At 66.8% G+C, this 23,881-nt stretch carries 18 protein-coding genes; 9 read left to right on the forward strand and 9 right to left on the reverse strand.

Annotated elements, in window-relative coordinates:
- Positions 1-148 precede the first annotated feature (148 nt).
- Both xseA and BLT60_RS12675 read left to right on the forward strand, forming a co-directional pair.
- Positions 149-1,696, forward strand: coding sequence for an exodeoxyribonuclease VII large subunit (gene xseA, locus BLT60_RS12670; protein ID WP_090876838.1), 1,548 nt, complete (start codon positions 149-151; stop codon positions 1,694-1,696).
- The gene (locus tag BLT60_RS12675; protein ID WP_090876839.1) at positions 1,696-2,238 is read left to right on the forward strand and encodes a hypothetical protein; all 543 of its coding nucleotides are present in this window, start codon (positions 1,696-1,698) and stop codon (positions 2,236-2,238) included. The genes xseA and BLT60_RS12675 overlap by 1 nt, the downstream gene beginning before the upstream one ends.
- On the opposite strand, the gene BLT60_RS12680 is transcribed toward BLT60_RS12675, so the two are convergent.
- The 4 genes from BLT60_RS12680 to BLT60_RS12695 form a co-directional block, all read right to left on the reverse strand.
- Positions 2,239-2,805: a GNAT family N-acetyltransferase gene (locus tag BLT60_RS12680; RefSeq protein WP_090876840.1), complete on the reverse strand. Its 567-nt coding sequence runs from the start codon at positions 2,803-2,805 to the stop codon at positions 2,239-2,241.
- 33 nt (positions 2,806-2,838) lie between these two features.
- On the reverse strand, positions 2,839-3,084 hold the full coding sequence (locus BLT60_RS12685) for a c-type cytochrome (RefSeq protein ID WP_090876841.1): 246 nt from the start codon (positions 3,082-3,084) through the stop codon (positions 2,839-2,841).
- A gap of 135 nt (positions 3,085-3,219) precedes the next feature.
- Positions 3,220-5,301 (reverse strand): penicillin-binding protein 1C, encoded by a 2,082-nt coding sequence (gene pbpC, locus BLT60_RS12690; RefSeq protein ID WP_090876842.1) that lies wholly within the window; start codon positions 5,299-5,301, stop codon positions 3,220-3,222.
- 65 nt (positions 5,302-5,366) lie between these two features.
- Positions 5,367-10,862, reverse strand: a complete 5,496-nt coding sequence (locus BLT60_RS12695) for an alpha-2-macroglobulin family protein (RefSeq protein WP_090876843.1) — start codon at positions 10,860-10,862, stop codon at positions 5,367-5,369.
- A gap of 434 nt (positions 10,863-11,296) precedes the next feature.
- Here BLT60_RS12695 and urtA point away from each other — a divergent pair, with 434 nt between their 5' ends.
- The 5 genes from urtA (at position 11,297) to urtE (ending at position 17,176) form a co-directional block, all read left to right on the forward strand.
- Entirely contained in the window at positions 11,297-12,529 is a 1,233-nt protein-coding gene (gene urtA / locus BLT60_RS12700; RefSeq protein ID WP_244521270.1) for an urea ABC transporter substrate-binding protein, read from the forward strand.
- Positions 12,530-12,612: 83 nt separating this feature from the next.
- Positions 12,613-14,223, forward strand: coding sequence for an urea ABC transporter permease subunit UrtB (urtB, locus tag BLT60_RS12705; RefSeq protein WP_090876844.1), 1,611 nt, complete (start codon positions 12,613-12,615; stop codon positions 14,221-14,223).
- A complete protein-coding gene (gene urtC, locus BLT60_RS12710; RefSeq protein ID WP_090876845.1) occupies positions 14,220-15,410 on the forward strand; it encodes an urea ABC transporter permease subunit UrtC in 1,191 nt (396 codons plus the stop codon). Before urtB ends, urtC begins: the two co-directional genes overlap by 4 nt.
- Positions 15,411-15,414: 4 nt before the next feature.
- A complete protein-coding gene (urtD, locus tag BLT60_RS12715; RefSeq protein WP_090876846.1) occupies positions 15,415-16,167 on the forward strand; it encodes an urea ABC transporter ATP-binding protein UrtD in 753 nt (250 codons plus the stop codon).
- A gap of 313 nt (positions 16,168-16,480) precedes the next feature.
- Positions 16,481-17,176, forward strand: coding sequence for an urea ABC transporter ATP-binding subunit UrtE (urtE, locus tag BLT60_RS12725; protein WP_090877150.1), 696 nt, complete (start codon positions 16,481-16,483; stop codon positions 17,174-17,176).
- A gap of 23 nt (positions 17,177-17,199) precedes the next feature.
- Here urtE and BLT60_RS12730 read toward each other — a convergent pair whose 3' ends face one another.
- From BLT60_RS12730 to BLT60_RS12740, 3 genes are all read right to left on the reverse strand, one after another.
- Positions 17,200-18,480, reverse strand: coding sequence for a TRAP transporter large permease (locus BLT60_RS12730; protein ID WP_090876848.1), 1,281 nt, complete (start codon positions 18,478-18,480; stop codon positions 17,200-17,202).
- A complete protein-coding gene (locus BLT60_RS12735; protein ID WP_175478419.1) occupies positions 18,480-18,983 on the reverse strand; it encodes a TRAP transporter small permease in 504 nt (167 codons plus the stop codon). Before BLT60_RS12735 ends, BLT60_RS12730 begins: the two co-directional genes overlap by 1 nt.
- A gap of 125 nt (positions 18,984-19,108) precedes the next feature.
- Positions 19,109-20,089 (reverse strand): C4-dicarboxylate TRAP transporter substrate-binding protein, encoded by a 981-nt coding sequence (locus tag BLT60_RS12740; protein WP_090876850.1) that lies wholly within the window; start codon positions 20,087-20,089, stop codon positions 19,109-19,111.
- Between the two features lie 232 nt (positions 20,090-20,321).
- Here BLT60_RS12740 and BLT60_RS12745 point away from each other — a divergent pair, with 232 nt between their 5' ends.
- Positions 20,322-21,098: a GntR family transcriptional regulator gene (locus BLT60_RS12745; RefSeq protein WP_090876851.1), complete on the forward strand. Its 777-nt coding sequence runs from the start codon at positions 20,322-20,324 to the stop codon at positions 21,096-21,098.
- Here BLT60_RS12745 and BLT60_RS12750 read toward each other — a convergent pair.
- On the reverse strand, positions 21,057-22,070 hold the full coding sequence (locus tag BLT60_RS12750) for an NAD(P)-dependent alcohol dehydrogenase (RefSeq protein ID WP_175478420.1): 1,014 nt from the start codon (positions 22,068-22,070) through the stop codon (positions 21,057-21,059). The genes BLT60_RS12745 and BLT60_RS12750 overlap by 42 nt on opposite strands.
- A 112-nt stretch (positions 22,071-22,182) precedes the next feature.
- Here BLT60_RS12750 and BLT60_RS12755 point away from each other — a divergent pair, with 112 nt between their 5' ends.
- Positions 22,183-23,070 (forward strand): LysR family transcriptional regulator, encoded by an 888-nt coding sequence (locus BLT60_RS12755; RefSeq protein ID WP_090876852.1) that lies wholly within the window; start codon positions 22,183-22,185, stop codon positions 23,068-23,070.
- Positions 23,071-23,079: 9 nt separating this feature from the next.
- Here the strand turns inward: BLT60_RS12755 and BLT60_RS12760 are convergent, their stop codons facing one another.
- Complete coding sequence (locus BLT60_RS12760; protein ID WP_090876853.1) at positions 23,080-23,874, reverse strand: enoyl-CoA hydratase; 795 nt, start codon at positions 23,872-23,874, stop codon at positions 23,080-23,082.
- Positions 23,875-23,881 lie beyond the last annotated feature (7 nt).

Genomic DNA, 23,881 nt, shown 5'->3' on the forward strand with positions numbered 1-23,881 from the left:
GCGACGACTGCTCTCCAAACACTGCCAGGCCCGACCCGCCGACATCGCGCTGAGCCTGGCTCTGGTGCGTTTGCTGTCCATAACCGAAGACTATCGGGGTGTTCCTCCACCCCTTGACCGACTCTCCCGCAAACGGCACCAGTGGCGCATGAGCACGCCGGCAAAGAACGTCATCGACTATTCCGTCTCCGAGATTTCCGGCGCGGTGAAGCGCGCGGTCGAGGATGGCTTCTCCTATGTCCGGGTTCGCGGCGAGATTTCGGGGTTTCGCGGCCAGCATTCGTCGGGCCACTGCTACTTCTCGCTGAAGGACGACAAGGCGCGGCTGGAGGCCGTGGTCTGGCGGACCGCCTTCGGCCGGCTGAAGTTCAAGCCGGAGGAAGGCATCGAGGTCATCGCCACCGGGCGCCTCACCACCTTCCCGGGCCAGTCGAAGTACCAGATCGTCATCGACGCGCTGGAGCCTGCCGGCATCGGCGCGCTGATGGCGCTGCTCGAAGACCGCCGCAAGAAGCTCACCGCCGAGGGGCTGTTCGACGACGCGCGCAAGCGGCCGCTCCCCTATCTTCCCCGCGTCATCGGCGTCGTCACCTCGCCGACCGGCGCCGTCATCCGCGACATCCTCCACCGCCTCGCCGACCGCTTTCCCGTCCAGGTGCTGGTCTGGCCGGTCCGCGTCCAGGGCGACACCTCGGCAGCGGAAGTCGCCGCCGCGATCCGCGGCTTCAACGCGCTGGCGCCGACCGGCGACATGCCGCGCCCCGACGTCATCATCGTCGCGCGCGGCGGCGGCAGTCTCGAGGACCTGTGGAGCTTCAACGAGGAGGTCGTGGTTCGCGCCGCGGCGGACTCGACGATCCCGCTGATCTCGGCCGTCGGCCACGAGACCGACTGGACGCTGATCGACCAGGTCTCCGACCGCCGCGCGCCGACGCCGACGGCGGCCGCCGAAATCGCGGTGCCGGTGCGCAGCGAATTGCTGGCGACGGTCGATACCCTTGCCGCCCGCCACCGGGGTGCCGCCGGCCGCCTGATCGAATCCGCCCGGCGCGACCTGCTCGCCGCCGCCCGCGCCCTGCCCCGCGCCGACGATCTGCTCGCCATTCCCCGGCGTTCGCTCGACGATCTCGGCAGCCGCCTCGGTCGCGGCCTCATCGCCAATGCCCGCACCCATCGCGTCGCTTATGAGCGCAGCGCCGCGCGGCTGTCGGTGACCGGGCTCGAACGCTTCCTCGCCCAGGGCAAGGAGCGGGTCGCCAATCTCGACGACCGGAGCGGCCGGGCGCTGCGGGTCGCATCCGAACGCCGCCGCGCCGATCTCGCGGCGACGGCCAGGCGGCTTCGCCCGCAGCCGATCCGCGAGCAGATTGCGCGGGACCAGACCCGGCTCAAGGATGCCGCCACCGCGTCAGAGCGCTGCCTCGTCGCGCTGGTCGATCGCAACCGGCGGCAGCTCGGCGCGCTCGACCAGCTTCTCCGCTCGCTCTCCTATCGCAACGTGCTCGCCCGCGGCTTCGCCCTCGTCAGGGCCGGCGATCGGCCGATCCACGCGGCCGGCGAGGTGGCGTCGGGCGCTGCCCTCGACATCGAGTTTCACGACGGTCACGTCTCGGCCGTTGCGACATCGGGCGGCCCCGCCCGCAAACCGCCGCGCAAGCCGCCCGGCCCGTCCGGGACACAGGGAAGCCTGTTCTGATGGCGATTCAGGGTGCGTCCGCACCCGTCACGATCTTTCGCAATCGCCCCCGGGTCCTGCTGCTCTTCGTCGTCCTCGCCCTGATCTTCATCGTCCAGGGCATTGCCACGGCAGGCTATTTCGCTTTCTTCGACGACGGTGCCGGTTTTCAGTTCGCAGGCATCGGCCTGGCGCTGTTCGTCATTCTGATCGGCGTGCTTTTCGGCGGCTATGCCCTCATCCGAATCCGCGATCGCCACGCGCCAATCGCCATTGATTCCAATGGCTTGCAAGATCAGATCATCTCGTCCCGACCGATCCCGTGGTCCGACATCCGCAACCTGCGGATCTTTCCTTCGCCGCGCGGCGGTCCGTCGATCGTCTTCGATCTCGCCGAAACCGCGGAAATCCAGGCCGGTGTCTATCGCCGGGCGCTGATCGAAGCCGGCCTCAACCGCGCCGCGGGCGGCTACTCCTACCACCTCCACCCGGCCGGAACCGACGCCAGCATCGAGAGCCTTATCGCTGCAATCCGGCCCTTTGCGGCCATCGACGGGGCCTGATCAGCCGAGGTCCAACCGCATCACCCGGCGACGGATGCCGGCCGCGCCGATCTCGGTGAAGCCGGCCTTTTCAAAAGCCGGCACGAAGCCCATGAAGCGGTAACTCGGGGCGTCCGGCGGAACCGGATAGGCTTCCACCACCGTCGCACCGGCGTCGCGGGCGTGATCCACCGCCGCCGCGATGAGACGGTAGACCATCCCCTCGCCCCGCCGCTTGCGCGGCACCCAGAAGCAGACGATCGACCAGATCTCCTCGCCGGGATTCGCTTCAGGACCGCCCAGATTCCGGTAGGTTTCCCGCGGCGCTATCGAAACCCAGGCAAGCGGATTCCCGGCCTCGTAGGCGATCAGTCCGACCGGCGTCCCGGCATCGATCCGCGCCATCATCTGCCGCTTGCGGCCGGCGCTGTCGTTGTTCCTTGCCTCGGCGGCGGTGCGGCGCCAGACCATGCACCAGCAATGCTTCGGCGCGCCGGGCGAAGTGAAAAGCGCTTCGAAATCAACGCGATTGCCCGCCGTGACGGGACGGAAGGTCAGGTCATGCGAAGAGACAGAGGGGCGCGCCATCGGCGGGACGCTAGCGCAGGATCGGCGGGCTTTCTACTTCCGCAGGCTGCGGATATAGGCCACCAGATCCCGGATATCGCCGGGCGGCACGATCAGGTTCGGCATGGTCGGATGGGGGGTCTGGAAGAAGGAATAGAGGGCAAGTTCCGACATGGCCGGAACGTTGGCGATCTCCGAGAATGCCGGCGCGCCGTAATACGGGCTGTCGTAGTCACCCCGGTCGATGGCGTGACATTCCGTACAATTCGCTTCGGCGTAGAGATAACCGCGTTCGGGCACACCGACTTCGGCCGCGCCAGCTGACCCGACGGCTGCGGAAAGACACAACGCGGCTATTGCAAATCGCACGAGACCAAAACCTCCCTGAACGCGCAGGCTCGGCCGATCGCTGCCCGCCGGCATTGATCCAGGTCACTATTCGACGAAGACGGTCACGCGATCGGAGCGGCCAGAGGAATCGACGACCGACAGGGTGACGAAGCCGGGCCCGTCCGGCTGCCAGCGCTCGGACCGGTTGAAGGGATTGCGGCCGACCGGGGAGCCGTTGGCGAAGAAAGTGAAGGGCGGCGCGCCGTTGCGCACCTTGATGACCAGCGGCGACGGATCGCCGATCCGGATGCCGAGGTCGACGGTGACACCCTCCAGCGGAAAGGCGATCTGCGGGCCGCTGTCGCGCGCCACCACCGACTCGTCGGGATGGCGGAAGCGGCGGAGCGGCGGCGGCAATTCGCCGGTCGAGGCAACCAGAACACCGGGCGGCGCCCGCTTGAGCGGTACGCGTCGCGGGTCGACCCGGTTGAACGCCTCGAAGAGGATCGGGGCCGCGCCGGTGATGCCCGAAAGCCCCGGAACCGGCGTCCCGTCGGGACGCCCGATCCAGACGCCGATGACATGGCGTCCGTCGAATCCGATCGCCCAGGCATCGCGGTAGCCGTAGGACGTACCGGTCTTGTAGGCGACGAGCCCCGGCGACCCGTTGGACGGTGGCGGCACGTCGGCCAGGATGTCGGCAACCTGCCAGGCGGCATCCGGCGACAGCACCGGCGGCCCGGCTTGCGTCAACGGCACGTAGGGGGCGTCGGCGATGCCGTCGCGCAACGTCAGGGGCATGCCGCCCCGGGCGATCGCCGCATAGAGCTGGACGAGGTCGTGCAGGCTGACGCCGACGCCGCCGAGACCGACGGCCAGCCCCGGCGCCGACAGTTGGGGCATCTCGGATGTGACATTTGCCCGCTTCATCCGCGCCACCAGGCGCGCCGGGCCGACCGCATCGAGCACGACGATGGCCGGAACGTTCAGCGATTGCGCCAGCGCCTCGCGGATGGTGACCGTGCCGCGGTAGCCGCCATCGAAATTGCGGGGCGCATAGCCGCCGAAGCCGGTCGGCCGATCTTCGATCAGGCTCGACGGGTGGGCCAGCCCATCCTCGAAAGCCAGGCCGTAGATCAGCGGCTTCAGCGTCGAGCCCGGCGAACGAATGCCGCGGGTCATGTCGATGGCGCCGGCGCGGCCTTCCTCCAGCAAACCGGCCGAGCCCACCGAGGCGAGGATCTCGCCGCTGCGGTGGTCGGCGACGACCATGGCGATCGACAGTTTCGGGCCGAGCGCCTTCACACGGTCATGGGCAAGGGATTCCAGCGACGCCTGCAGGTCGCGATCGATCGTCAAGGTGTGGACGGCCGCTTTCGGATCCGCCGCCACGGCTTGCTCGGAGAGGTGCGCGGCGAGCATCGGGAAGGTCCGCCGCGCGGTCGGCACCCGCTCACCCCTGGCGGCATTCGCCTCCTCCTCCCCCAGCACGCCGGCCAGCACCAGCCGGTCGAGAACACGATCGCGCGCCGCGCGCGCGGCATCGGCGTCGCGGTCCGGCCGGCGAGCTTCCGGCGACTGCGGCAGCGCGACGAGCAGCGCGGCCTCGGCGATCGTCAGCCGCGTCGGTTCCTTGCCGAAATAGGCGAGGCTCGCCGCCCTCACACCCTCGATGTTGCCTCCATAGGGCGCGAGCATCAGGTAGAGGGTGAGAATCTCGTCCTTGGAGAACCGGCCCTCGAGCTTTCGCGCCATCAGGATCTGGCTGAGCTTGGCTTCCGCGTTGCGCGTCGGCTCGCCCTCAAGCAGGCGGGCGACCTGCATGGTGAGGGTCGAGCCGCCGGACACGATGCGGCCGCCGGCGAGGACGAATTGGCCCGCGGCGCGCAGAAGGGCGCGGAAGTCGACACCGTCATGATCGGCAAACCGGCCGTCCTCGTAGGCGATCAACATGTCGAGGAAGCGCTGGTCGACCTCCGGCTTCGTCACCGGCAGGCGCCAGCGCCCGTCGGCGATGGTGAAGGGGCGGAGCAGCCGGCCGTTGCGATCGAGGACCACGGTCGAGGTGGCGACCGAAGCAGGGTCCGGCGGCGAGGGAAGACGCGCTTCGATATCGCCGACGACCTTCAGCCCGAGGATGGAAACGCCGGCGCCAAGGACGACGACAGCGGCAGCGGCGACCGCCACTGCGCGCCACCAGCGCCTTCGCTTCCGGGTCGTCTCGCCAGGCACTGGGCGGTCCTCCGGATCGGCTACCGGGTCGTGCCAACCACCTCGACGGTCGCGGCAGCGGTGCGCGCCCGCAGATATGGCCGGTACATGTCCTCGACCGTCGCGCCGGGCTGGGCGTAGACGCCCGGCGACACGGCGCGCATGGCGTAGGCGATGCTGAACTGCAGCGGATCGCCGGAGTCACGGTCGATCGCCGCGACGAAGCGGTCGGTGCGCGCCTCGGTATGAGCGGCGTTACGGGTCACGTCGAGCCAGTCGAAGGCCGTGACTTCGCCGCTGACCGAGATGTTGGGATTCTCGATCTCGTAGCCGGCGGGGATCGGATCGACGACGAGGAGCTGACCGTTGCGGCCAAGATCCGCCGTCACCGTCAGAACGACAACGACGCGGTCATTCTGGGCCACCGCGGCGATGTCCATCGGCTCGCCATCGGGGGTGTAGTAGCTGCGCCCGATCTCGAAGCCTTCGCCGCCCGCCGGCTCGGGGACCACGGTCACGCCGGTCGTCGCCACGACCGCGTCGAAGGTCTCGGCGCCGGGATTGGTGATGACGATCGGGCCAGCCTCGATCAGCGCCTGATCGAACTCCTTGAACACCGGGCCGGGAACGGCGTCGCCGTCGATATCGAAGGTGGCATCGGCCGCTTGCTCGATCAGAGCCGCCGCCGCCATCAGCATCCAGGCGTCTTCCTGGGTGCTGGTGTAGCGACGACTCTCATAGGCGCGCGAGACGTCGTCGGCGAGCAGCCGCAGGTCGCGGACATTGATGTCGTTTTCAGCGGCCAGCGCCAGCACCGCCGCCTTGTCGCGGAGATTGCTGCCGTAGTCGCCGCGCCATTCGTCCCCGCGGCTTCGGTCGAGATGGGAAAAGGCGACCTTGAAGGCCTCGTCCGCCCGGCGACGATCGCCATACTGCGCGAGCGCCGCGCCGATCTGCGCCTTGGCCAGCGCCGTGCCGAAGGCGCCGATCTTGGTCTCGGCGTAGTAGCGAAGGTCGCCGATCGACGCGCGGCCGTTGCGGGCGAGAACGTATAGCGCATAGGCGATGGCCTCGCCGCCATTCTGGAAATCATCGGCATAGGCAATGCGATTGGACAGGTTGTCGACGGCAAGCCCGGCCGGAAGTTCCGGAACCGCGTAGCCCTTCTCTGCGGCGCGGGTCAGGAAGTCGGTGACATAGGCGTCGAGCCACAGGCTGTCGGAGTAATAGGGTCCCCACAGGCCGAAGCTGCCGTTGGACGACTGGTTGGCAAGTATGCTGCCGATCGCCTTCTGCACCCGCTTCTGGACGGCGGTGTCCGAGGCGATGCCGATCGATGCAGCGACCTCGTCGAGATAGACCAACGGCATGGCGCGGCTGGTCAACTGCTCGGTGCAGCCATAGGGATAGCGGTCGAGCGAGGCGAGGATGCCGGCGACATCGAGCCGACCGGCGCCACCCACCGATACCGTTACCGAGGCGGTGCCGGGAACGAATTCGTAAAGCGGTTCGGCGTCGATGGTCAGCGTCCCGCCGGGCGCCATCGCGACGATGTTGCGCCGGGTGACGGGCTCACCGGGCGGACGGATGCCGAGCACCAGTTCCTTCGGCAACGTCTCGCCGGACGGCAGTTCGAGCGTCACGTCGATGGTGTAATCGCCGATCATCTCGCCGGCGATCGGCACGTTGAAACGGGCGCGGGCCTTCTCGTCCAGCGTCACGGTGCGTTCGAGATCGCCGGCGTCGATGCCGACGCCCGCGCCGGCCGCGACCACCAGCCGATAGTCGCCGGCCGGGCCGGAGACGTTGTTGATCTCGACAAGGAGACGCGAGGTGTCGCCGGTATGGAGGAAGCGCGGGATGCTGGCGCTGACCACGACCGGATCGCGGACCAGCACGTCCTTGACGCCGTGGCCGACACCGGCCGCCGACCAGGCCATCGCCATGACGCGGACGGTGCCGTTGAACTCCGGCAGCTCGAAGGAGACGGTCGCCTTGCCGTCCTGATCGACCGCGACGATGCCCGAATAGAAGGCGACCAGCTTCTCGGTCGGCGGCGGTGCGGCCAATCGATTGCCGCCGCCATCCCCACCCGAGCGGATCGCGCCGGGCACGCCCTGCATCCGGTCGATGAGCAGGCCGTAGAGATCGCGGATCTCCATGCCAAGCTTGCGCTGGCCGAAGTACCAGTCGTCGGGCGCCGGCGACTGGAAGTCGGTGAGGTTGAGGATCCCGACATCGACGGCGGCGACGGTGATGAAAGCCTTGGTGCCTGGCTCGAGATTGTCGATCGCGACCGGGATGGTCATCGCCTGGCGCGGCCGGATTTCGTCCGGCATGTCGATGGTGACATCAAGATCGCGGTGGCCGGGTTCGACCTTGGCCCAGGTCAGGCCGAGGGCGCGGGCCGGCATGCGCTTGGCCGGGATGTCCATCGGCCGGTAGAGCGCCGCGGTGACGTATGCGCCCGGACCCCACTGGTCGGTGACCTCGAGATCGACGGTGGTGCCGTCCTCCGGCACCTCGACGGCCTTGGTGGTGATCAGGCGATCGTCGACGACGCTGACCAGCGCGATGCCGGCAAAGCGCGGATCGAGCCGCAGCTTGGCGGTGTCGCCGATCCGGTAGGCCGGCTTGTCGAGTGCCACGGCAAGGACGTCCGGCGTCTCGGAGCCGGCGTCGGAGACGTACCAGCCGGCGTAGAAGTCGAAGCTGCTGGCCGCCGCCTCGTCACCGCCGCGCATCACGGTCAGCCGGTAGCGGCCCCAGTCGACCGGGGCGGAGACCGATGTCGGCGCGTCGGCCGAAACGTCGATCTCGCCGGACTCGATGCGATGCGGCGTGGTGATCAGTTCGTAGTTCCAGGTGCCGCTCGACCGGTACCACTGGTAGTCGGTCTCGATGCGATCGAGCGTCCAGGTCAGCCCGTTGGCGGCGATCCGCTCGCCCTCGGGCGAGACGAGGATGACGTCGAAGCCGGCGGAGGTGTCTTCCTCGACCTCGTCGCCCTCGAATTGCGGCTTGATGCCGATCAGCGGCGTTGCCGGCCTGACCGGCAGCGACAGCGTCCGCTCGACGGCGCGGCCGTTGGTGTCGGCGAGGCGCACGATAATCCGGGCATCGAAGGGATGGGTCGACACCGGCAGGTCGTCGGGCAGGCCGACGCTGAGGGTCGCCTTGCCGGCCTCGTCGGTGGTCGCGGCGAGGTCGATCGGCCGGCGGACCGGCTCGACGGAATCGTCGGCCAAACCAAAAGTGTAGCCGTTGAAACCGGCGAGCCCCTTGGCCGGCCGGACGTCGATGTCGCCGTCGACCGACAGGCCCGGCGCCGGCGCGCCGTAGAGATAGCGCGCCTCGAGCTCGACGATCGCCGGGGCGACGGCGCTCAGCGCCTCCGATTCTGTCGACAGTTCAAAGGCGAGGCGTTCCGGCACGAAGTCCTCGACCAGCACCGAGGTCTCGGCCACGGTCCGCCCCTTGGGATCGGCATAGAGCTTGACCTGCCACGAGCCACGCATCGCGTTGGCTTCGAGCGGCACGGACGCGGAATAGCCGCCGAGCCCGCCATCCGACAGCGTCGTCTTCAGGTATTCGACGCCATCCGGCCGCTCGATCACCATGGTGATCGGCAGGTCGGTGACGGCATCGGCGCGGGCGTCGCGGACAAGCGCGGTGAGGTTGACGGTTTCGCCCGGGCGATAGATGCCGCGCTCCGGCGTCAGGAAGACGTCGAGCGGGCCCGGCGCCGGCCGGCCGTCGACACCGCGATCGGAGAGGTCGAAGGCCGAGCGGGTCAGGTCGATGAAGGCGAAGTCGCCCTCCGCCGTCGTCGCGTCGATCAGTTGCGGCGCGGTGCCGCCGGTGCCGCGGGCGAGGCCGGGCTCGAAGCGGGCGTAGCCGTCGGCGTCCGTGGTGGCTTCGCCGAGGATGTCATTGTTGGTGGCGACCAGTCGCAGCTTGACGCCGGCGACCGGCTCGGCCGTCGACAGCGAGCGGACGAAGGTGCTGACCCCGTCGCTGCCCGACAGCGTCGTCAGCCCGAGGTCGGAGACGATGAACCACTGGGTGGCGAGGCTGCCCCATTCCTCGGTGTCGAGTTCGGCCTTGGCAGTGATCGCGTAGACGCCCGGCTTGAGGCTTGGCAGCGCGTCGCTGATCGGCACGGCGGTGGTGATCGTCTGGTTCAGTTCGGAGGCGATGACGATCTCGCCTTCCCAGACCTTCTCGCCTTTCTGGTTCTCGATATTCTCGGCCGTGTAGGGCGCGAGCTTGCGCAAGAACTCGTTGTCGCGCAGGGCGTTGGCCAGGCCGCGCTCGCCGATCCGGTAGATGGCGGCCTGGGCGATGTCGGTGTTGACGGAGACCAGCGGGATCGAAGCGCCTTCGCCGGCCGGCAGCACATAGGCATTGCCGGCGAAGCCGACCCACGGCGCGCGGTCGCGGACAAAGACGTCGAGTTCGGTCGGGCGGGCCAGCGTCTCGCCATCCGCCGCGGGCAGGCCGCCGCGAACCCGGATGTGATAGCGGCTGCCATGCTCGACGCCGCCAATGCAGATCTGCCGCTGGGACGGCTCGATCGCCAGTCCCTCGCCATTGTCGACGACGATGTAGTCGGCAAGCCCCGGCTGCGATACCGGCAGGTCGTCGGAGAAGGTGATGCAGATGCGCGGATTGGCGACGTCTGCATCGACTTCGTTGGAGACGATGCGGAAGCCATGCTCGGCAATCACCTGTTCATAGGCATTGCGGACGGTCGGGTTCTCGCGGAGCGCCAGGCTCGCCCGGTAGGCGCGATAGGACGGCTTCCAGATTTCGCGGAGACGAAACCCGTCGCCGATCGTCTGCAGCGCCTTGGCTTCGTTGGTCGCCTCGTCCGAGCGGATAAAGGCGTTGATGCCGGCCGCCGTGATATCGGCGTAGGAGCGCTGGCGGTCGGTCCAGTTGTCCGGCGAGCGGGCCCGGCTGGCGATGGCGAAGTCGAGCCAGACGCCCGGATTGTCATCGGCGATGGCCAACGCCCGGCCATACATCTGCGCGGCAAGATCGAAATTGCCGGCGCGGTAAGCCTCCGTCCCCTGGGTGCGATAGGCGTCATAGGCGCCGATGCCCGGATCGAAGCGCCGGCGGAGCGATCCGGCCAGTTCACGCGCTTCGTCGACATAGCTGCCAGGAACGAAGTCGAGTTCACCGAGGCGTCGCTCCTGGAGGCCCGGCGTCAGGTCGACGGTCTCGACGATCCGGCCGGCGATGGCGTTGGTCGCGTCAGCAAGCACGCCGAAGTCGGACTTGAGGAAGCACCAGCCGGCCTTGGTGTTGTAGGTGAAGGCCTGGCACTGGTCAGCGTCGAGGCATGTCGACCGGCACATCGCGAGGGTGACATCCGGCAGCGTCTGGTAATCGAAGCCGGGATAGTCGGCCTCCGGCGTCTCGATGACGCGAAGTTCGCCGGCCTGGCCGGGCCCGCCTGCGGCAAGCGCCGCGACGGCAATTGCAAAGCCGAAAAACAGATGACGTGCCGCATGGACGACGTTGCGCATCGAACTGACTCCCGCTGCCGTCCCGCCCCTAGGACGATTTGGCGGCAGCTTATGCGCGCGTTGTGACGCGGTAAAGGCGTGGCTTCACACCCGCCAGACCGAATCCTTTCAACCGCTTAACAAAGTCGCGGCGCGAATTGCACAATTCGTCGTCACTTTCTTGCTGCCTATTTCACAGGCATTCACGGCTCCAGATTGTGCGGCGGGTATGCATCTCGCGTCGGCGGGCCGAGAGGCCCTTCCCTGTTCCATCGGCAATCCCGGCCCCGGAAAGAGTTGGTACGCTTCTTGATAACTCTCACCCCGTGCAGCGGTGCGAACCAATCAATCCGCGCAACAGACACAGGAGAGAGAGTTCCATGGTGATGGATAGGGGAATGGTTCGGCGGACGGTACTTGCCGCCACATTGGGGGCGGGCGTCGCGCTTGGAAACATGATGCCGGCGGCAGCTCAGGATGACACGATCAAGGTCGGCATCCTGCACTCGCTCTCGGGAACCATGGCGATTTCCGAGACGACCCTGAAAGACGTGATGCTGATGCTCATCGAGGAGCAGAACAAGAAGGGCGGATTGCTCGGCAAGCAGCTTGAGGCCGTCGTCGTCGACCCGGCTTCCGACTGGCCGCTCTTCGCCGAAAAGGCCCGCGAACTGATCAGCCAGGACAAGGTCGCCGTCGTCTTCGGTTGCTGGACCTCGGTCAGCCGCAAGTCGGTTCTGCCGGTCTTCGAGGAACTGAACAGCCTGCTCTTCTACCCGGTCCAGTACGAGGGCGAAGAGAGCCAGCGCAACATCTTCTACACCGGCGCCGCGCCGAACCAGCAGGCGATCCCGGCGGTCGATTACCTGATGGACGCCGAGGGCGTCGAGCGTTGGGTTCTGGCCGGCACCGACTACGTCTATCCGCGCACGACCAACAAGATCCTTGAGGCCTATCTCAAGGCGAAGGGCGTCGCCGAAGAAGACATCATGATCAACTACACGCCGTTCGGTCACTCCGACTGGCAGACGATCGTCTCCGACATCAAGGCCTTCGGCTCGGCCGGCAAGAAGACCGCGGTCGTCTCGACCATCAACGGCGATGCCAATGTTCCCTTCTACAAGGAACTCGGCAACCAGGGCATCAAGGCCGAGGACATTCCGGTCGTCGCCTTCTCCGTCGGCGAAGAGGAACTGGCCGGTATCGACACCGGTCCGCTGGTCGGCCATCTCGCCGCCTGGAACTACTTCCAGAGCGTCGAAGACCCGGCCAACGAGGAATTCATCGCCACCTGGAAGGAATTCACCGGCAATCCCGATCGCGTCACCAACGACCCGATGGAAGCCCATGTCATCGGCTTCAACATGTGGGTCAAGGCGGTCGAGAAGGCCGGCACCACCGATCCGGATGCGGTGATCGACGCGATGATCGGCGTCACGGTTCCGAACCTGACCGGCGGCTACTCGGCAATGATGCCGAACCACCACATCACCAAGCCGGTGCTGATCGGCGAGATCCAGGACGACGGACAGTTCGAGGTTGTCTGGGAGACCCCCGGCCTCGTTCCCGGCGACGAGTGGTCCGACTACCTGCCTGACTCGAAGGACCTGATCTCGGATTGGCGTGCTCCGATGTCCTGCGGCAACTTCAATGTCGCCACCGGCAAGTGCGGCGGCAAAGGCACCTAGACTGCGATGCCTGAATGGGGAGGCCGGTGGCTCCGGCCTCCCCGCTTTTTCTCTGCTGCAACATTTTTTAAGTAGTCAAACGGATGCGCATTCTCATCCAGGTCGTTCTGGCGACGGTCCTTGCCCTGGCTGCCATCTCTGGCGCCAAAGCACAGGACGCTGACCTCCGCGACCTCATCAACGGACTGGCGGTCGGCGGCTATTCCGAGACCGAGGAACAGATCGCAGCACTCGCCGCCACCGGCGATCCGGCGGTCGTCCCCGTGCTCGAGGCGCTCGCCGAGGGCGACGTCTATGCCCGCAAGTCCGACCGAATGGTTTTCATCGCCGAGAAGGTCGGCTCAACCTACACGCTGACCGACCCACTCACCGGCGAAACGGTTGACGAGGTCGCCTCCGGCGCAATCGACAAGATCAAGGTCAACAATCGCCTGCGGCGTGCCATCCGCACCGCGCTCGGCGCCCTCACCCTGATGAGCCCCGACGCCGGCACGCGACGCGCGGCCGCAGAGGCGATCTTCCAGAGCGGCGATCCCGACGCGATCGAACTGATCGACGCGGCGATCGAGCAGGAGCAGAACCCGTCCATCGCCAAGCTGATGCGCGAGGCACGGGCTGCGGCGGTCCTCAATTCCGACCTCTCCGACGAGGAGAAGGTCGCGGCAATCGAAGTCATCAAGACCCGCAGCGGTCGCGATTCCCTGTCGCTGCTCATTCCCCTCACCGAAGTCGAAGGCCCGGTCGGCGCTGCGGCGACGGCCGCGGTGTCCGCCATCGAAGGCGAACTGGCGATGTGGGATGCCGCCCAGAATGTCTGGTACGGCCTTTCGCTCGGCTCGGTTCTGCTCCTCGCCGCCATCGGGCTGGCCATCACCTTCGGGGTGATGGGCGTCATCAACATGGCGCATGGCGAGATGGTGATGATCGGCGCCTACACGACCTTCGTGGTGCAGGAGATCATCCGCAGCAACGCGCCCTGGCTGTTCGACTCCTCTCTGTTCATCGCCATCCCCCTCGCCTTCCTCGTCGCCGGCGCGGTTGGCGTCGCGATCGAGCGCGGCGTCATTCGCTTCCTCTACGGGCGGCCGCTCGAGACGCTTCTGGCGACCTGGGGCATCTCGCTGATCCTCCAGCAGGCGGTGCGGACGATCTTCGGCCCTACCAACCAGCAGGTCGGGACGCCGTCATGGATGTCCGGTTCGTTCGAGATCGGCCTGTTGCAGATCACCTATAACCGGCTGGCGATCATCGTCTTCGCGCTGATCGTCTTCTTCCTGCTGATGGCGTTCCTCAAGCGCACTCCCTTCGGCCTGCAGATGCGCGCCGTCACCCAGAACCGGCAGATGGCCAGCGCCATGGGCATCCGGACCCCCTGGGTCGACGCGATGACCTTCGGCCTCGGCTCAGGCATCGCCGGCATGGCCGGCGTGGCGCTGTCGCAGATCGACAATGTCAGTCCCAACCTTGGCCAGAGCTACATCATCGACTCCTTCATGGTGGTGGTCTTCGGCGGGGTGGGCAATCTGTGGGGGACGCTGGTCGGCGCCTTCACCCTCGGCATCGCCAACAAGTTCCTCGAGCCCTATGCCGGCGCCGTGCTCGGCAAGATCCTGGTGCTCGTCTTCATCATCCTCTTCATCCAGAAGCGCCCGCGCGGCCTGTTCGCGCTTCGCGGCCGGGCGATCGAAGCATGATCGGTTCCTTCATCCGCAACGGTTTCGACCGAAGCGCCTTCTTCGTCATCCTGGTGCTTGTCGCGGCCGCCTTCGTGGTCCCGGCGCTCGCCCTCTACACGACGCCGGCGAGCCCGTTCCACATACCGGGCTACGCGATCCCGCTGATGGGCAAGTACCTGACCTACGGGCTTCTCGCCCTCTCGGTCGGCCTGATCTGGGGCTATTGCGGCATTCTCTCGCTCGGCCACGGCGCCTTCTTCGCGCTCGGCGGCTATGCGATGGGGATGTACCTGATGCGGCAGATCGGCACCCGCGGCGTCTATGGCGACCCGGTGCTGCCGGACTTCATGGTGTTCCTTAACTGGGACGAACTGCCGGTCGCCTGGTACGGCTTCCAGTCGTTCCCCTATGCCATGCTGATGGTGGTGCTGGCCCCGGGAATCCTCGCTTTTGTCTTCGGGTGGTTCGCCTTCCGCAGCCGGGTGACCGGGGTCTATCTGTCGATCATCACCCAGGCGATGACCTTCGCGCTGATGCTCGGTTTCTTCCGCAACAACCTCGGTTTCGGCGGCAATAACGGGCTCACCGACTTCAAGGACATCCTCGGCTTCAACATCCAGGCACCGGAGACCCGCGCCGCCCTCTTCGCCGCCTCGGCACTGGCGCTGGCGCTGGCATATCTGATCTGCAAATCAATCATTTCCTCGCGTTTCGGCAAGGTGATCGTGGCTATTCGCGATGCCGAAAGCCGGACGCGATTCCTCGGCTACCGGGTCGAAAACTACAAGCTGGTGGTGTGGGTCCTCTCCGCCTGCATGGCCGGAATCGCAGGCGCTCTCTATGTTCCGCAGGTCGGGATCATCAATCCGGGCGAGTTCGAGCCGGCCAATTCGATCGAGGTGGTGATCTGGGTCGCGGTGGGTGGCCGGGGGCTGCTGGTCGGACCGATCGTCGGGGCGATTGTCGTCAACTTTGCAAAGAGCTGGTTCACCACCGGAGCGCTGGCGCCGTACTGGCTGTTTGCGCTTGGCGGGCTGTTTGTCGGGGTCACGCTGTTCCTGCCCAAGGGCATCATGGGCACCCTGGGCGGCGGCTGGACGGCCCTGAAACAGCGGCGGGCGTCGGCCGCGGCGGAAGCGGGCGTCTCCGTGACGGACACGGACGGCCCGGACGGCGGCCGTCTCAAGACCGAACCGGCGGAGTAGGCGGATGAGCGGACCGGAAACCGAAACCCTGCTCTATCTCGACGGCGTCTCCGTCTCCTTCGACGGGTTCAAGGCGCTGAACGAATTGTCGCTGATCATCCAGGCCGGAGAGATGCGGGCGATCATCGGACCGAACGGCGCCGGCAAGACGACGATGATGGATGTCGTCACCGGCAAGACGCGGCCCGACACCGGCACGATCTATTTCGACGGCAATGTCGACCTGACCAAGCTCGACGAAGCGTCGATCGCCGAACTCGGCATCGGGCGGAAATTCCAGAAGCCGACGGTGTTCCAGCATCACACCGTCTGGGACAATCTCGAGCTGGCTCTGGCCGGCCGGCGCGGCACCTTCGCCGCGCTGTTCCGGCGCGAGGGATCGAGCGAGCGCGAACGGATCGAGGAACTGCTCGGCATCATCCGGCTCGGCGAGCTTCGCGACATGGAGGCCGCCAATCTCAGCCACGGCCAGAAGCAGTGGCTGGAGATCGGCATGCTACTGGCGCAGGAACCGAAGTTGCTGCTGGTTGACGAGCCGGCCGCCGGCATGACCGACGCCGAGACCGAGGCGACCGCCGACCTGCTCAAGGAAATCGCCAAGGAGAAATCCGTCGTGGTCGTCGAGCATGACATGACCTTCGTCCGGGCGCTCGGCGTCAAGGTGACGGTGCTGCACGAAGGCTCGGTGCTGTCGGAAGGCACCATCGACCATGTGTCGGAAGACCCCCGCGTGATCGAGGTTTATCTCGGACGATGAGCTGGTTCACTCGCACATCGGAATACGCGTCCTTCGAGGCTCCGCTGCACAGAGTACCTCAGGATGGCGAGGTGAGCGCTAGCGGCAAGTTGCGTCTGGTCTCTTGGCCTTCGGGGCAGCACGCCCCCGTCGCCATCCTGAGGTGTGAGGGCGCAGCCCGAGCCTCGAAGGACGCAATGACCTTGATCCCAAACGCCGCCGCCATTTGGAGAGCCGCATGAACGAGCAATCGGAGGCCGTTGTCGCGGAACAGCCAGCGCCAATCGCGGCGGCATCGTCGCCGGCTGTGGAAACAAAAACAGCCGGCGAGCCGATCCTGCAGGCGAAGAATGTCGACCTGTTCTACGGCGCCGCCCAGGCGCTGTGGGACGTGTCGCTGTCGGCGGAGGCCGGCAAGGTGTCGGCGCTGATGGGGCGGAATGGGGTCGGCAAGACGTCGTTCCTGCGCGCCGTCGTCGGCGAGCAGCCTATATCCGGTGGCTCGATCCTCTTCGACGGCAAGCCGCTCGGCCGGATGGCGCCGCATGACCGCGCCCGGCTCGGCATCGCCTATGTGCCGCAGGGGCGCGACATCTTTCCGCTGCTGACGGTGAAGGAGAATCTCGAGACCGGCTTCGCGCCGCTGAAGCGCGCCGACCGGACGATCCCGTCGGACATCTTCGACCTCTTCCCGGTGCTCGACTCGATGCTGCGCCGACGCGGCGGCGACCTGTCCGGCGGGCAGCAGCAGCAACTCGCCATCGCCCGGGCGCTGGTCACGCGGCCGCGCCTGCTGGTTCTCGACGAACCGACCGAGGGCATCCAGCCGTCGATCATCAAGGATATCGGCCGCGCCATCGAATACCTGCGCGACAAGGGGACCATCGCGATCCTGCTGGTCGAGCAGTATTTCGACTTCGTCCATGAACTCGCCGACACCTTCGCCGTGCTGGACCGCGGCCATGTTGTCGCCAGCGGCACCCGCGAGGACCTCGACCCGGAGAAGGTGCGCCGGCACCTGACGGTTTAGGCGGGCACCACCATCCTCGCCGGCTACATCAGGTGGTCGGGCAGGAAGAGGACGAGGTCGGGGACGAGCGCCAGCGCGGTTATCAGGATGGCCATGGCGAGGATGAACGGCCATGACCAGCGGACGAATTCGGCAAAGCTGCATTTGATGATGCCGCAGACGGTGTACATGATGACGCCGACCGGTGGCGTGTTGCCGCCCGACGTGGCGATGATGATCATCACGACGCCGACATGCACCGGATCGAACCCTTGCGCGACCAGCGCCGGCAGGAGGAGCGGCGTCAGCAGCAGCACGTTGACGGTCGCCTCCATCACCATCCCGGCAACGAACAGGATGAGCAGCACGGCGAGCAGCGTCAGGTAGGGGTGGCCGGCGAATTCGGTGAGGAAGCCGGTGATCGCCGCCGGGGCCTGCTCGATGGTGATCGCATGGCCGAGGACCGCCGCCATGATGATGATCAGCATCACCATGCCGATGTCGACGACCGAGTGGTTGAGCGCCTCGATCAGCGACCTGACGGTCATCTCGCGATAGACCACGACGCCGATGACCAGCGCATAGACGACGACGACGGCGCCGGCCTCGGTGGCGGTGAAGAATCCGAAGCGGAAGCCTACCAGCAGGAAGACGGGAAAGACCAGCGCCCAGAAGCATTGGCGGAAACTCACCGCCAGTTCGCGGAAGGTGGGGCGGGCCGGGAGTTCGGGCTTGTAGCCGCGCTTGTGCGCGATGATCGAGGTGACGGTCATCAGGGTCGCCATCATCAGCAGGCCCGGGACGACGCCGCCGAGCAGGAGCCGGCCGATCGAGACTTCCGAGATGAATCCGAACAGGATCAGTCCGATGCTTGGCGGGATCGTTGCGGTAATCACCGATGAGAAGGCGATCACCGCGGCGGTGAAGCCCTTGTCATAGCCACGCTCGGCCATTGTCGGGCCGAGGATCCGCGCCTCCATCGCGGCATCGGCGACGGCGGCCCCCGAGATGCCGCCCATAAGGGCGGACAGCACGATCGACACCTGGGCGAGACCGCCCGCCATCCAGCCTGTGAGCAGCCGCGCGAAGCGCAGCAGGCGCTCGGTGATGCCGCTGGTGTTCATCAGGTTGCCGGCGAGAATGAAGAAGGGCACCGCGAGAAGCGGGAAGGACAGCGTCGCGCCATACATGCGCTGGATGGCGACGGTCATCGGCATGTAGTCGGTGAACAGGAAGGCGGGAATCGTGGCGAGCGCCAAGGCGAAGGCAACCGGCACGTTGATGAACAGGAACAGGAAGAACAGGATCGCGACCGTGGTCAGCATCACATGACCTCGGAGGCGTTGTGGTCGGCCGGCGGTTCCTCGCGATGGCGAATGCGATGGATTGCCTGCTCGATCAACGTGACCATCATCAGCGCGAAGCCGACGGGCAAGGCGGCTGTCGCCACCGAGGACGGCAGGCCAAGCATCGGCATCGGTCGCCCCGCCGTCATGCTGGCAAAACGGAAGCCGTTGAGGATGAGCAACGCCAGCAGCGCCGCGAGCAGCAGGATGACGACCATGTCGAGAATGAAGCGGGCGCGCACCGGCAGCAGGCTGGCGAGAATGTCGATCGAGAAGTGGCCGTGGCGCTGGAGGGTGAGGTCGGCGGCAAGCATCGACACCCAGATGAACAGCGCCTGGGCGACTTCATCCGACCAGATGACCGGATGGCCGCCATAGCGGCCGACCGCGCCGGCAAAGACGATGGCGACGAGGATGACGAGCAGGCCAGCGGCGGCCGTGCGCTCGACGAAGCGCAGCACATTCAGGGCGCGGGCGATCATGGACGACGCAGGTCCCATGCGAGCGACGAAGGGATGACGACCGGCCGGTTCACGGATGACAGCGGGCGGCAGCGAGACGTGCCCCGCCGCCGCGCGGCGACGGCGGGGCGATCATCGGGAAGCCGTCAGTTCATGACTTCCTTCTGGACCTCGGCGATCAGGTCGGTCAGCCCGAGTTCCTCATAGACCGGCTTGACCGCTTCGCGGAACGGGGTCGTATCGATGTGCGCGACCTTGACGCCGGTAGCCTCGATGTCGGCAAAGATCTTGTCGGCGCCTTCGACATTCATCTTCAGCGCTTCCTTGCCCCAGCGGACCGCCTCTTCCTTGACGATCGCCTGATACTCCTCAGGCAGCGACTTGAACCAGGCGTCGGAAACCACAAGGCCGCTCATCAGGTAGATGTGCTCGGTGACGGTGATGTCGCTGACCACCTCGAAGAGCTTCGCCCCCCAGATCGCGGCGGGCTGGGCCTCGGCGCCATCGATCACGCCGGTCTGGATCGACGGGTAGACCTCGGCCCAGGCAAGCGGCGTCGGCACGGCGCCCATGGCACCGATGGTGGCGATCCACAACGGCTGACCGATGGTCCGGATACGGACGCCTTCAAGGTCGGCCGGCGTGGTGATCGGCCTCTGGGTCAGCATGTTGCGCGCGCCCTGATACCAGTCGAAGGAGAGGATGGTCAGGCCGGTCTTGGCCGCCAGTTCCTCGTTCCATTTGGCGAAGGTCGGGCCGTTGACGAAGTCGTCAAGCTCCTCGACGCTGGCGAAGGCATAGGGCGCGGCAAGGACGTTGAACGCCGGCACGAACTGGCCGAAACGCGACGCGTCGCCGAAGGTGCCGACATTGGCCCCGGCCTGCGCCTGATCCACCATGTCCTGGGTGTCGCCAAGCTGCGAGTTGGTGAAGATCTGGACCTCGACATTGCCATCGGTCCGCTCCTCGATCGACTTCTTCATGCCCTCGGCGGCAATGCTCAACGGATCGGTCGGCGCGAGCACGTGGCCGAGCCGCAGGGTGTAATCGGCCGCCATCGCGGCATGGGGAATGGCTGCCAGGCTCACGGCCGCGGCCGCGGCGAACAGCGTCGCTCTCAGGTTCATCGGTTTCCTCCCTGGAAATCGCTAACGATTGGACTGGATCCGGACCGCCCTTCCCGGCAGCCCGCTCCCGAACGGCACCCGACCCTTGGCAAAGACGTGAAGCGCGGGATCCGCCCCTTTGCTTTCTAATGCACTAGTATGGTAGCGCTATTTGGTCGCCCCTTGTCAACAGGCCGCTTGGCGAAAAGGGCGTCCGCCCGGTTTCCGGGTAGACAAGTGACGGAGCCAATTAATGATTCTCAACCGACGACGGTCCATCGCCGACCAGATATACGATGAGTTGCGGCGCATGGTGGTCCAGCTCGACCTCCAGCCGGGCCAGGCGCTGTCGGAAAAGACCACGGCGGATTTCTTCAAGGTCAGCCGGACGCCGGTCCGCGAGGCGATCCTGCGGCTGGCCGACCACGGGCTGGTGACGGTCGCTCCGCAATTCGGCACCTTCATCGCAGCGATCGATCCCGACGAGGTGCGGCAGGCGCAGTTCATGCGCGAGCACCTGGAGGTGGCGATCGCCCTCAGGCTTTGCGGCATGGACAATCTCGACCTGTCGCCGGCGCGCAACCTCGTCATCCAGCAGAACGCCGTCGCGTCGAGCGGCGACTTCGCGCGCTTCACCGGGCTCGACGACCAGATGCATGCGTGGCTGTTCGACACGGCCGGGATGGGGCGGCTGTGGAGCGCGATCCACGTCAAGAAGGCGCATCTCGACCGCATCCGCTTCCTGCATGTGCCGGAGCCCGGCAAGATCAGACAGGTGGCCGAACAGCATGTCGCCATCCTCGACGCGATCGCAGCGCGCGACCAGGCGACGACCGAGGCGCGGATGCGCGAGCACACCTCGGGCTCGGTGAAGTATCTCGAGACCCTGCTGGTCGAACGGCCGGAGCTTTTCGATGCGCCGCGGCATAGCCGGGCGCGGCCGGGGGCGGTGGAGGGAAGCGCTCCCCCCTCGCCACCCGGCCCTCTGTCAGGCGGCGCGGATGCCGGACTCGACGGCGGCCGGGACTGATGCGGGCGCTACCGTGACGACGACTGCGCCGGTCTTGTGGCGGCTCTCGACGCGGCGGTGGGCGTCGGCGATCCGGCCGAGCGGGTAGCGGCTGTCGATGACCGAGCGGAGTTCGCCGCTTTCCATGAGCGGAGCAAGAAAGGCCAGATCCTCACGGCTGTCGCCGCTGACGCCAATCACCACCTTCGGGCCGCCGGTCATGCGGCTGACCAGCGCCTGGCGGATTTCGCGCGCGCCGAATTCGAGCGGGACGAAGACGCCGGTCTTCGCCAGGACGCGCTTCGCGGCGGCGAAGGTGGTGGTGCCGGCAGTATCGATGACGATGTCGTAGGTCTCACCACCGCGGGTATAGTCCGCCTGCGTATAGTCGACGACGTGGTCGGCGCCGAGCGAACGGACGAGGTCGACATTCGCCGTGCTGGTGACGGCGGTCACCTCGGCGCCGAAGTGTCTGGCGAGCTGCACCGCGTAGCCCCCGACGCCGCCGGAAGCGCCGGCGACCAGAACCTTGTGGCCGGGCTGGATTCTGGCGAAGTCGCGCAGGAAGACCAGGGCGGAGACCGCCCCGAAGGGGATGCTTGCCGCCTCGTCATAGCCGACGGCTTCCGGCTTCGGCACGACCGGGCCATCCTCGGCGATCGCCACATATTCGGCATGGGCGCCATCGCCGGAGAAACCGAAGACCGCATCGCCCATCCGGAAACGGGTGACCTTGTCGCCGACCGAGACGACCCGGCCGGAAAACTCGACGCCGAGGATTTTCTTCTTCGGTGCGAAGAGGCCCATCATCAGCCGCCCCGGCAGCCACATGATGCCGGGAAAGGCCGAGGCACGGATACGCCAGTCGGCGGTGGTCACCGTGGTGGCGAAGACCTTGACCAGGATCTGGTTGTCGGCGATTTCGGGGCGCGGAACGTCCTTGACCGCGATGACGTCGGCGGACCCGTATTTCTCGAAGACTGCGGCTTTCATCGATCTGTCTCCCGTCTGGATGCGATTATGCGTCGGTTTGTGACGGGAGATATATCCATGCACATTTCTTACAGGAATTGACTGAATTCGTTCGGATGATATGCGTTTTCGCATGGATTGGCGATCGGTCACCTTCGACTGGAACCGGGCCCGGGCGTTTCTGGTGACGGCCGAGGAAGGCTCGCTGTCGGCGGCGGCGCGGGCGCTGGGCATGACCCAGCCGACGCTCGGCCGGCAGGTCGACGCGCTGGAGGCGGAACTCGGCGTGGTGCTTTTCGAGCGCGTCGGCCGGGGCCTGACGCTGACACCGAGCGGGCTCGACCTGCTCGACCATGTGCGGGCGATGGGCGAGGCCGCCAACCGGATGTCGCTGGCCGCCTCGGGCCAGTCGCAGTCGCTCGAAGGGCCGATCTGCATCTCGGCCGGCGAGGTCGATGCGGCCTTCCTGCTGCCGCCGATCCTTGCCCGGCTGCGCGCGGAAGAGCCGGGTATCACCATCGAGGTGGTCGCCACCAACGCGACCAGCGACCTGCAGCGGCGCGAGGCGGATATCGCCATCCGCAGCTTCCGGCCGACGCAGCCGGACCTGATCGCCCGCAAGGTCCGCGACGGCCGGGGGCGGCTCTACGCGACGCCGGGTTATCTCGATCGGGTCGGCAATCCTTCGGCTACGGACGATCTCAGCTCCGTCGACTTCATCGGCTTCGACCGCACCGACGAGCTGATCGGCTATCTCAACGGGCTGGGGCTGAAGCTGACCCAGGCCCATTTCCCGCTCGTCAGCGCCAACCAGCTCTTTCAATGGGAGGCGGTGAAGCAGGGGCTGGGGATCGGGGTGATGAGCGAGGATGTCGGCGACGCGGAGCCGCTGGTGCGGCGCGCGCTGCCGGACCTGGCGCCGGTGCCGTTCTCGATCTGGCTGACGGCGCATCGCGAGTTGAGCACCAGCCGGCGGATGCGCTTCGTCTTCGACCTGCTGGCCGAGGGACTGGCGCGGTGACGGCCGGCGTCAGCCGGTGCGACGCCAGGCGGGCGGGCGCTTGTCGATAAAGGCCTGGACGCCTTCCAGCGCCGCCTCGTCCATCATGTTGCAGGCCATCGCCTCGCCGGCGATGACATAGGCCTCGGCGATGCCGGTCTCGACCTGGCGGTAGAACTGTTCCTTGCCGATGGCGATGGCGACGCGCGGCTTGTCGATAATCCGCGCGATCAGCGCGTCGACCTCGGCGTCGAGGCTTTCGAGCGGCGCGACGCGATTGACGAGGCCGCGCGCCTTCGCCTCGGCGGCATCGATGAAGTCGCCGGTGAGCAGCATCTCCATCGCCTGCTTGCGCAACACGTTGCGCGACAGGGCGACGCTCGGCGTCGAACAGAACAGGCCGTAGTTGACGCCGCTGACGGCGAAGCGCGCGTCATCGGCGGCGACAGCGAGATCGCACATGGCGACGAGCTGGCAGCCGGCCGCCGTGGCAATGCCGTGGACGCGGGCGATGACCGGCAGCGGCAGGCGCTGGATGGCGAGCATTGTCGCCGTGCACTGGCCGAAGAGGTCTTCGTAATAGGCCTGCGATGGCGCGGCGCGCATCTCCTTGAGGTCGTGGCCGGCGCAAAAGGCCCTGCCCGCCCCGGCGATGACGACGATGCGGGCCGTCTCGTCGTCGGCGACGCGCTTGAGCTCGCTCTGAAGGGCGGCGAGCATTGCCTCGGAAAGGGCGTTGAAGGCGCGCGGCCGGTTCAGCGTCAACCGCACCACGCCATCGGCATTGCGCTCGCTGAGGACGATGGGGGCTTCGGTATCGGTCATGGCACTG

Source organism: Bauldia litoralis, from assembly GCF_900104485.1.
In the GTDB taxonomy this organism is placed as follows: Bacteria; Pseudomonadota; Alphaproteobacteria; order Rhizobiales; family Kaistiaceae; genus Bauldia; species Bauldia litoralis.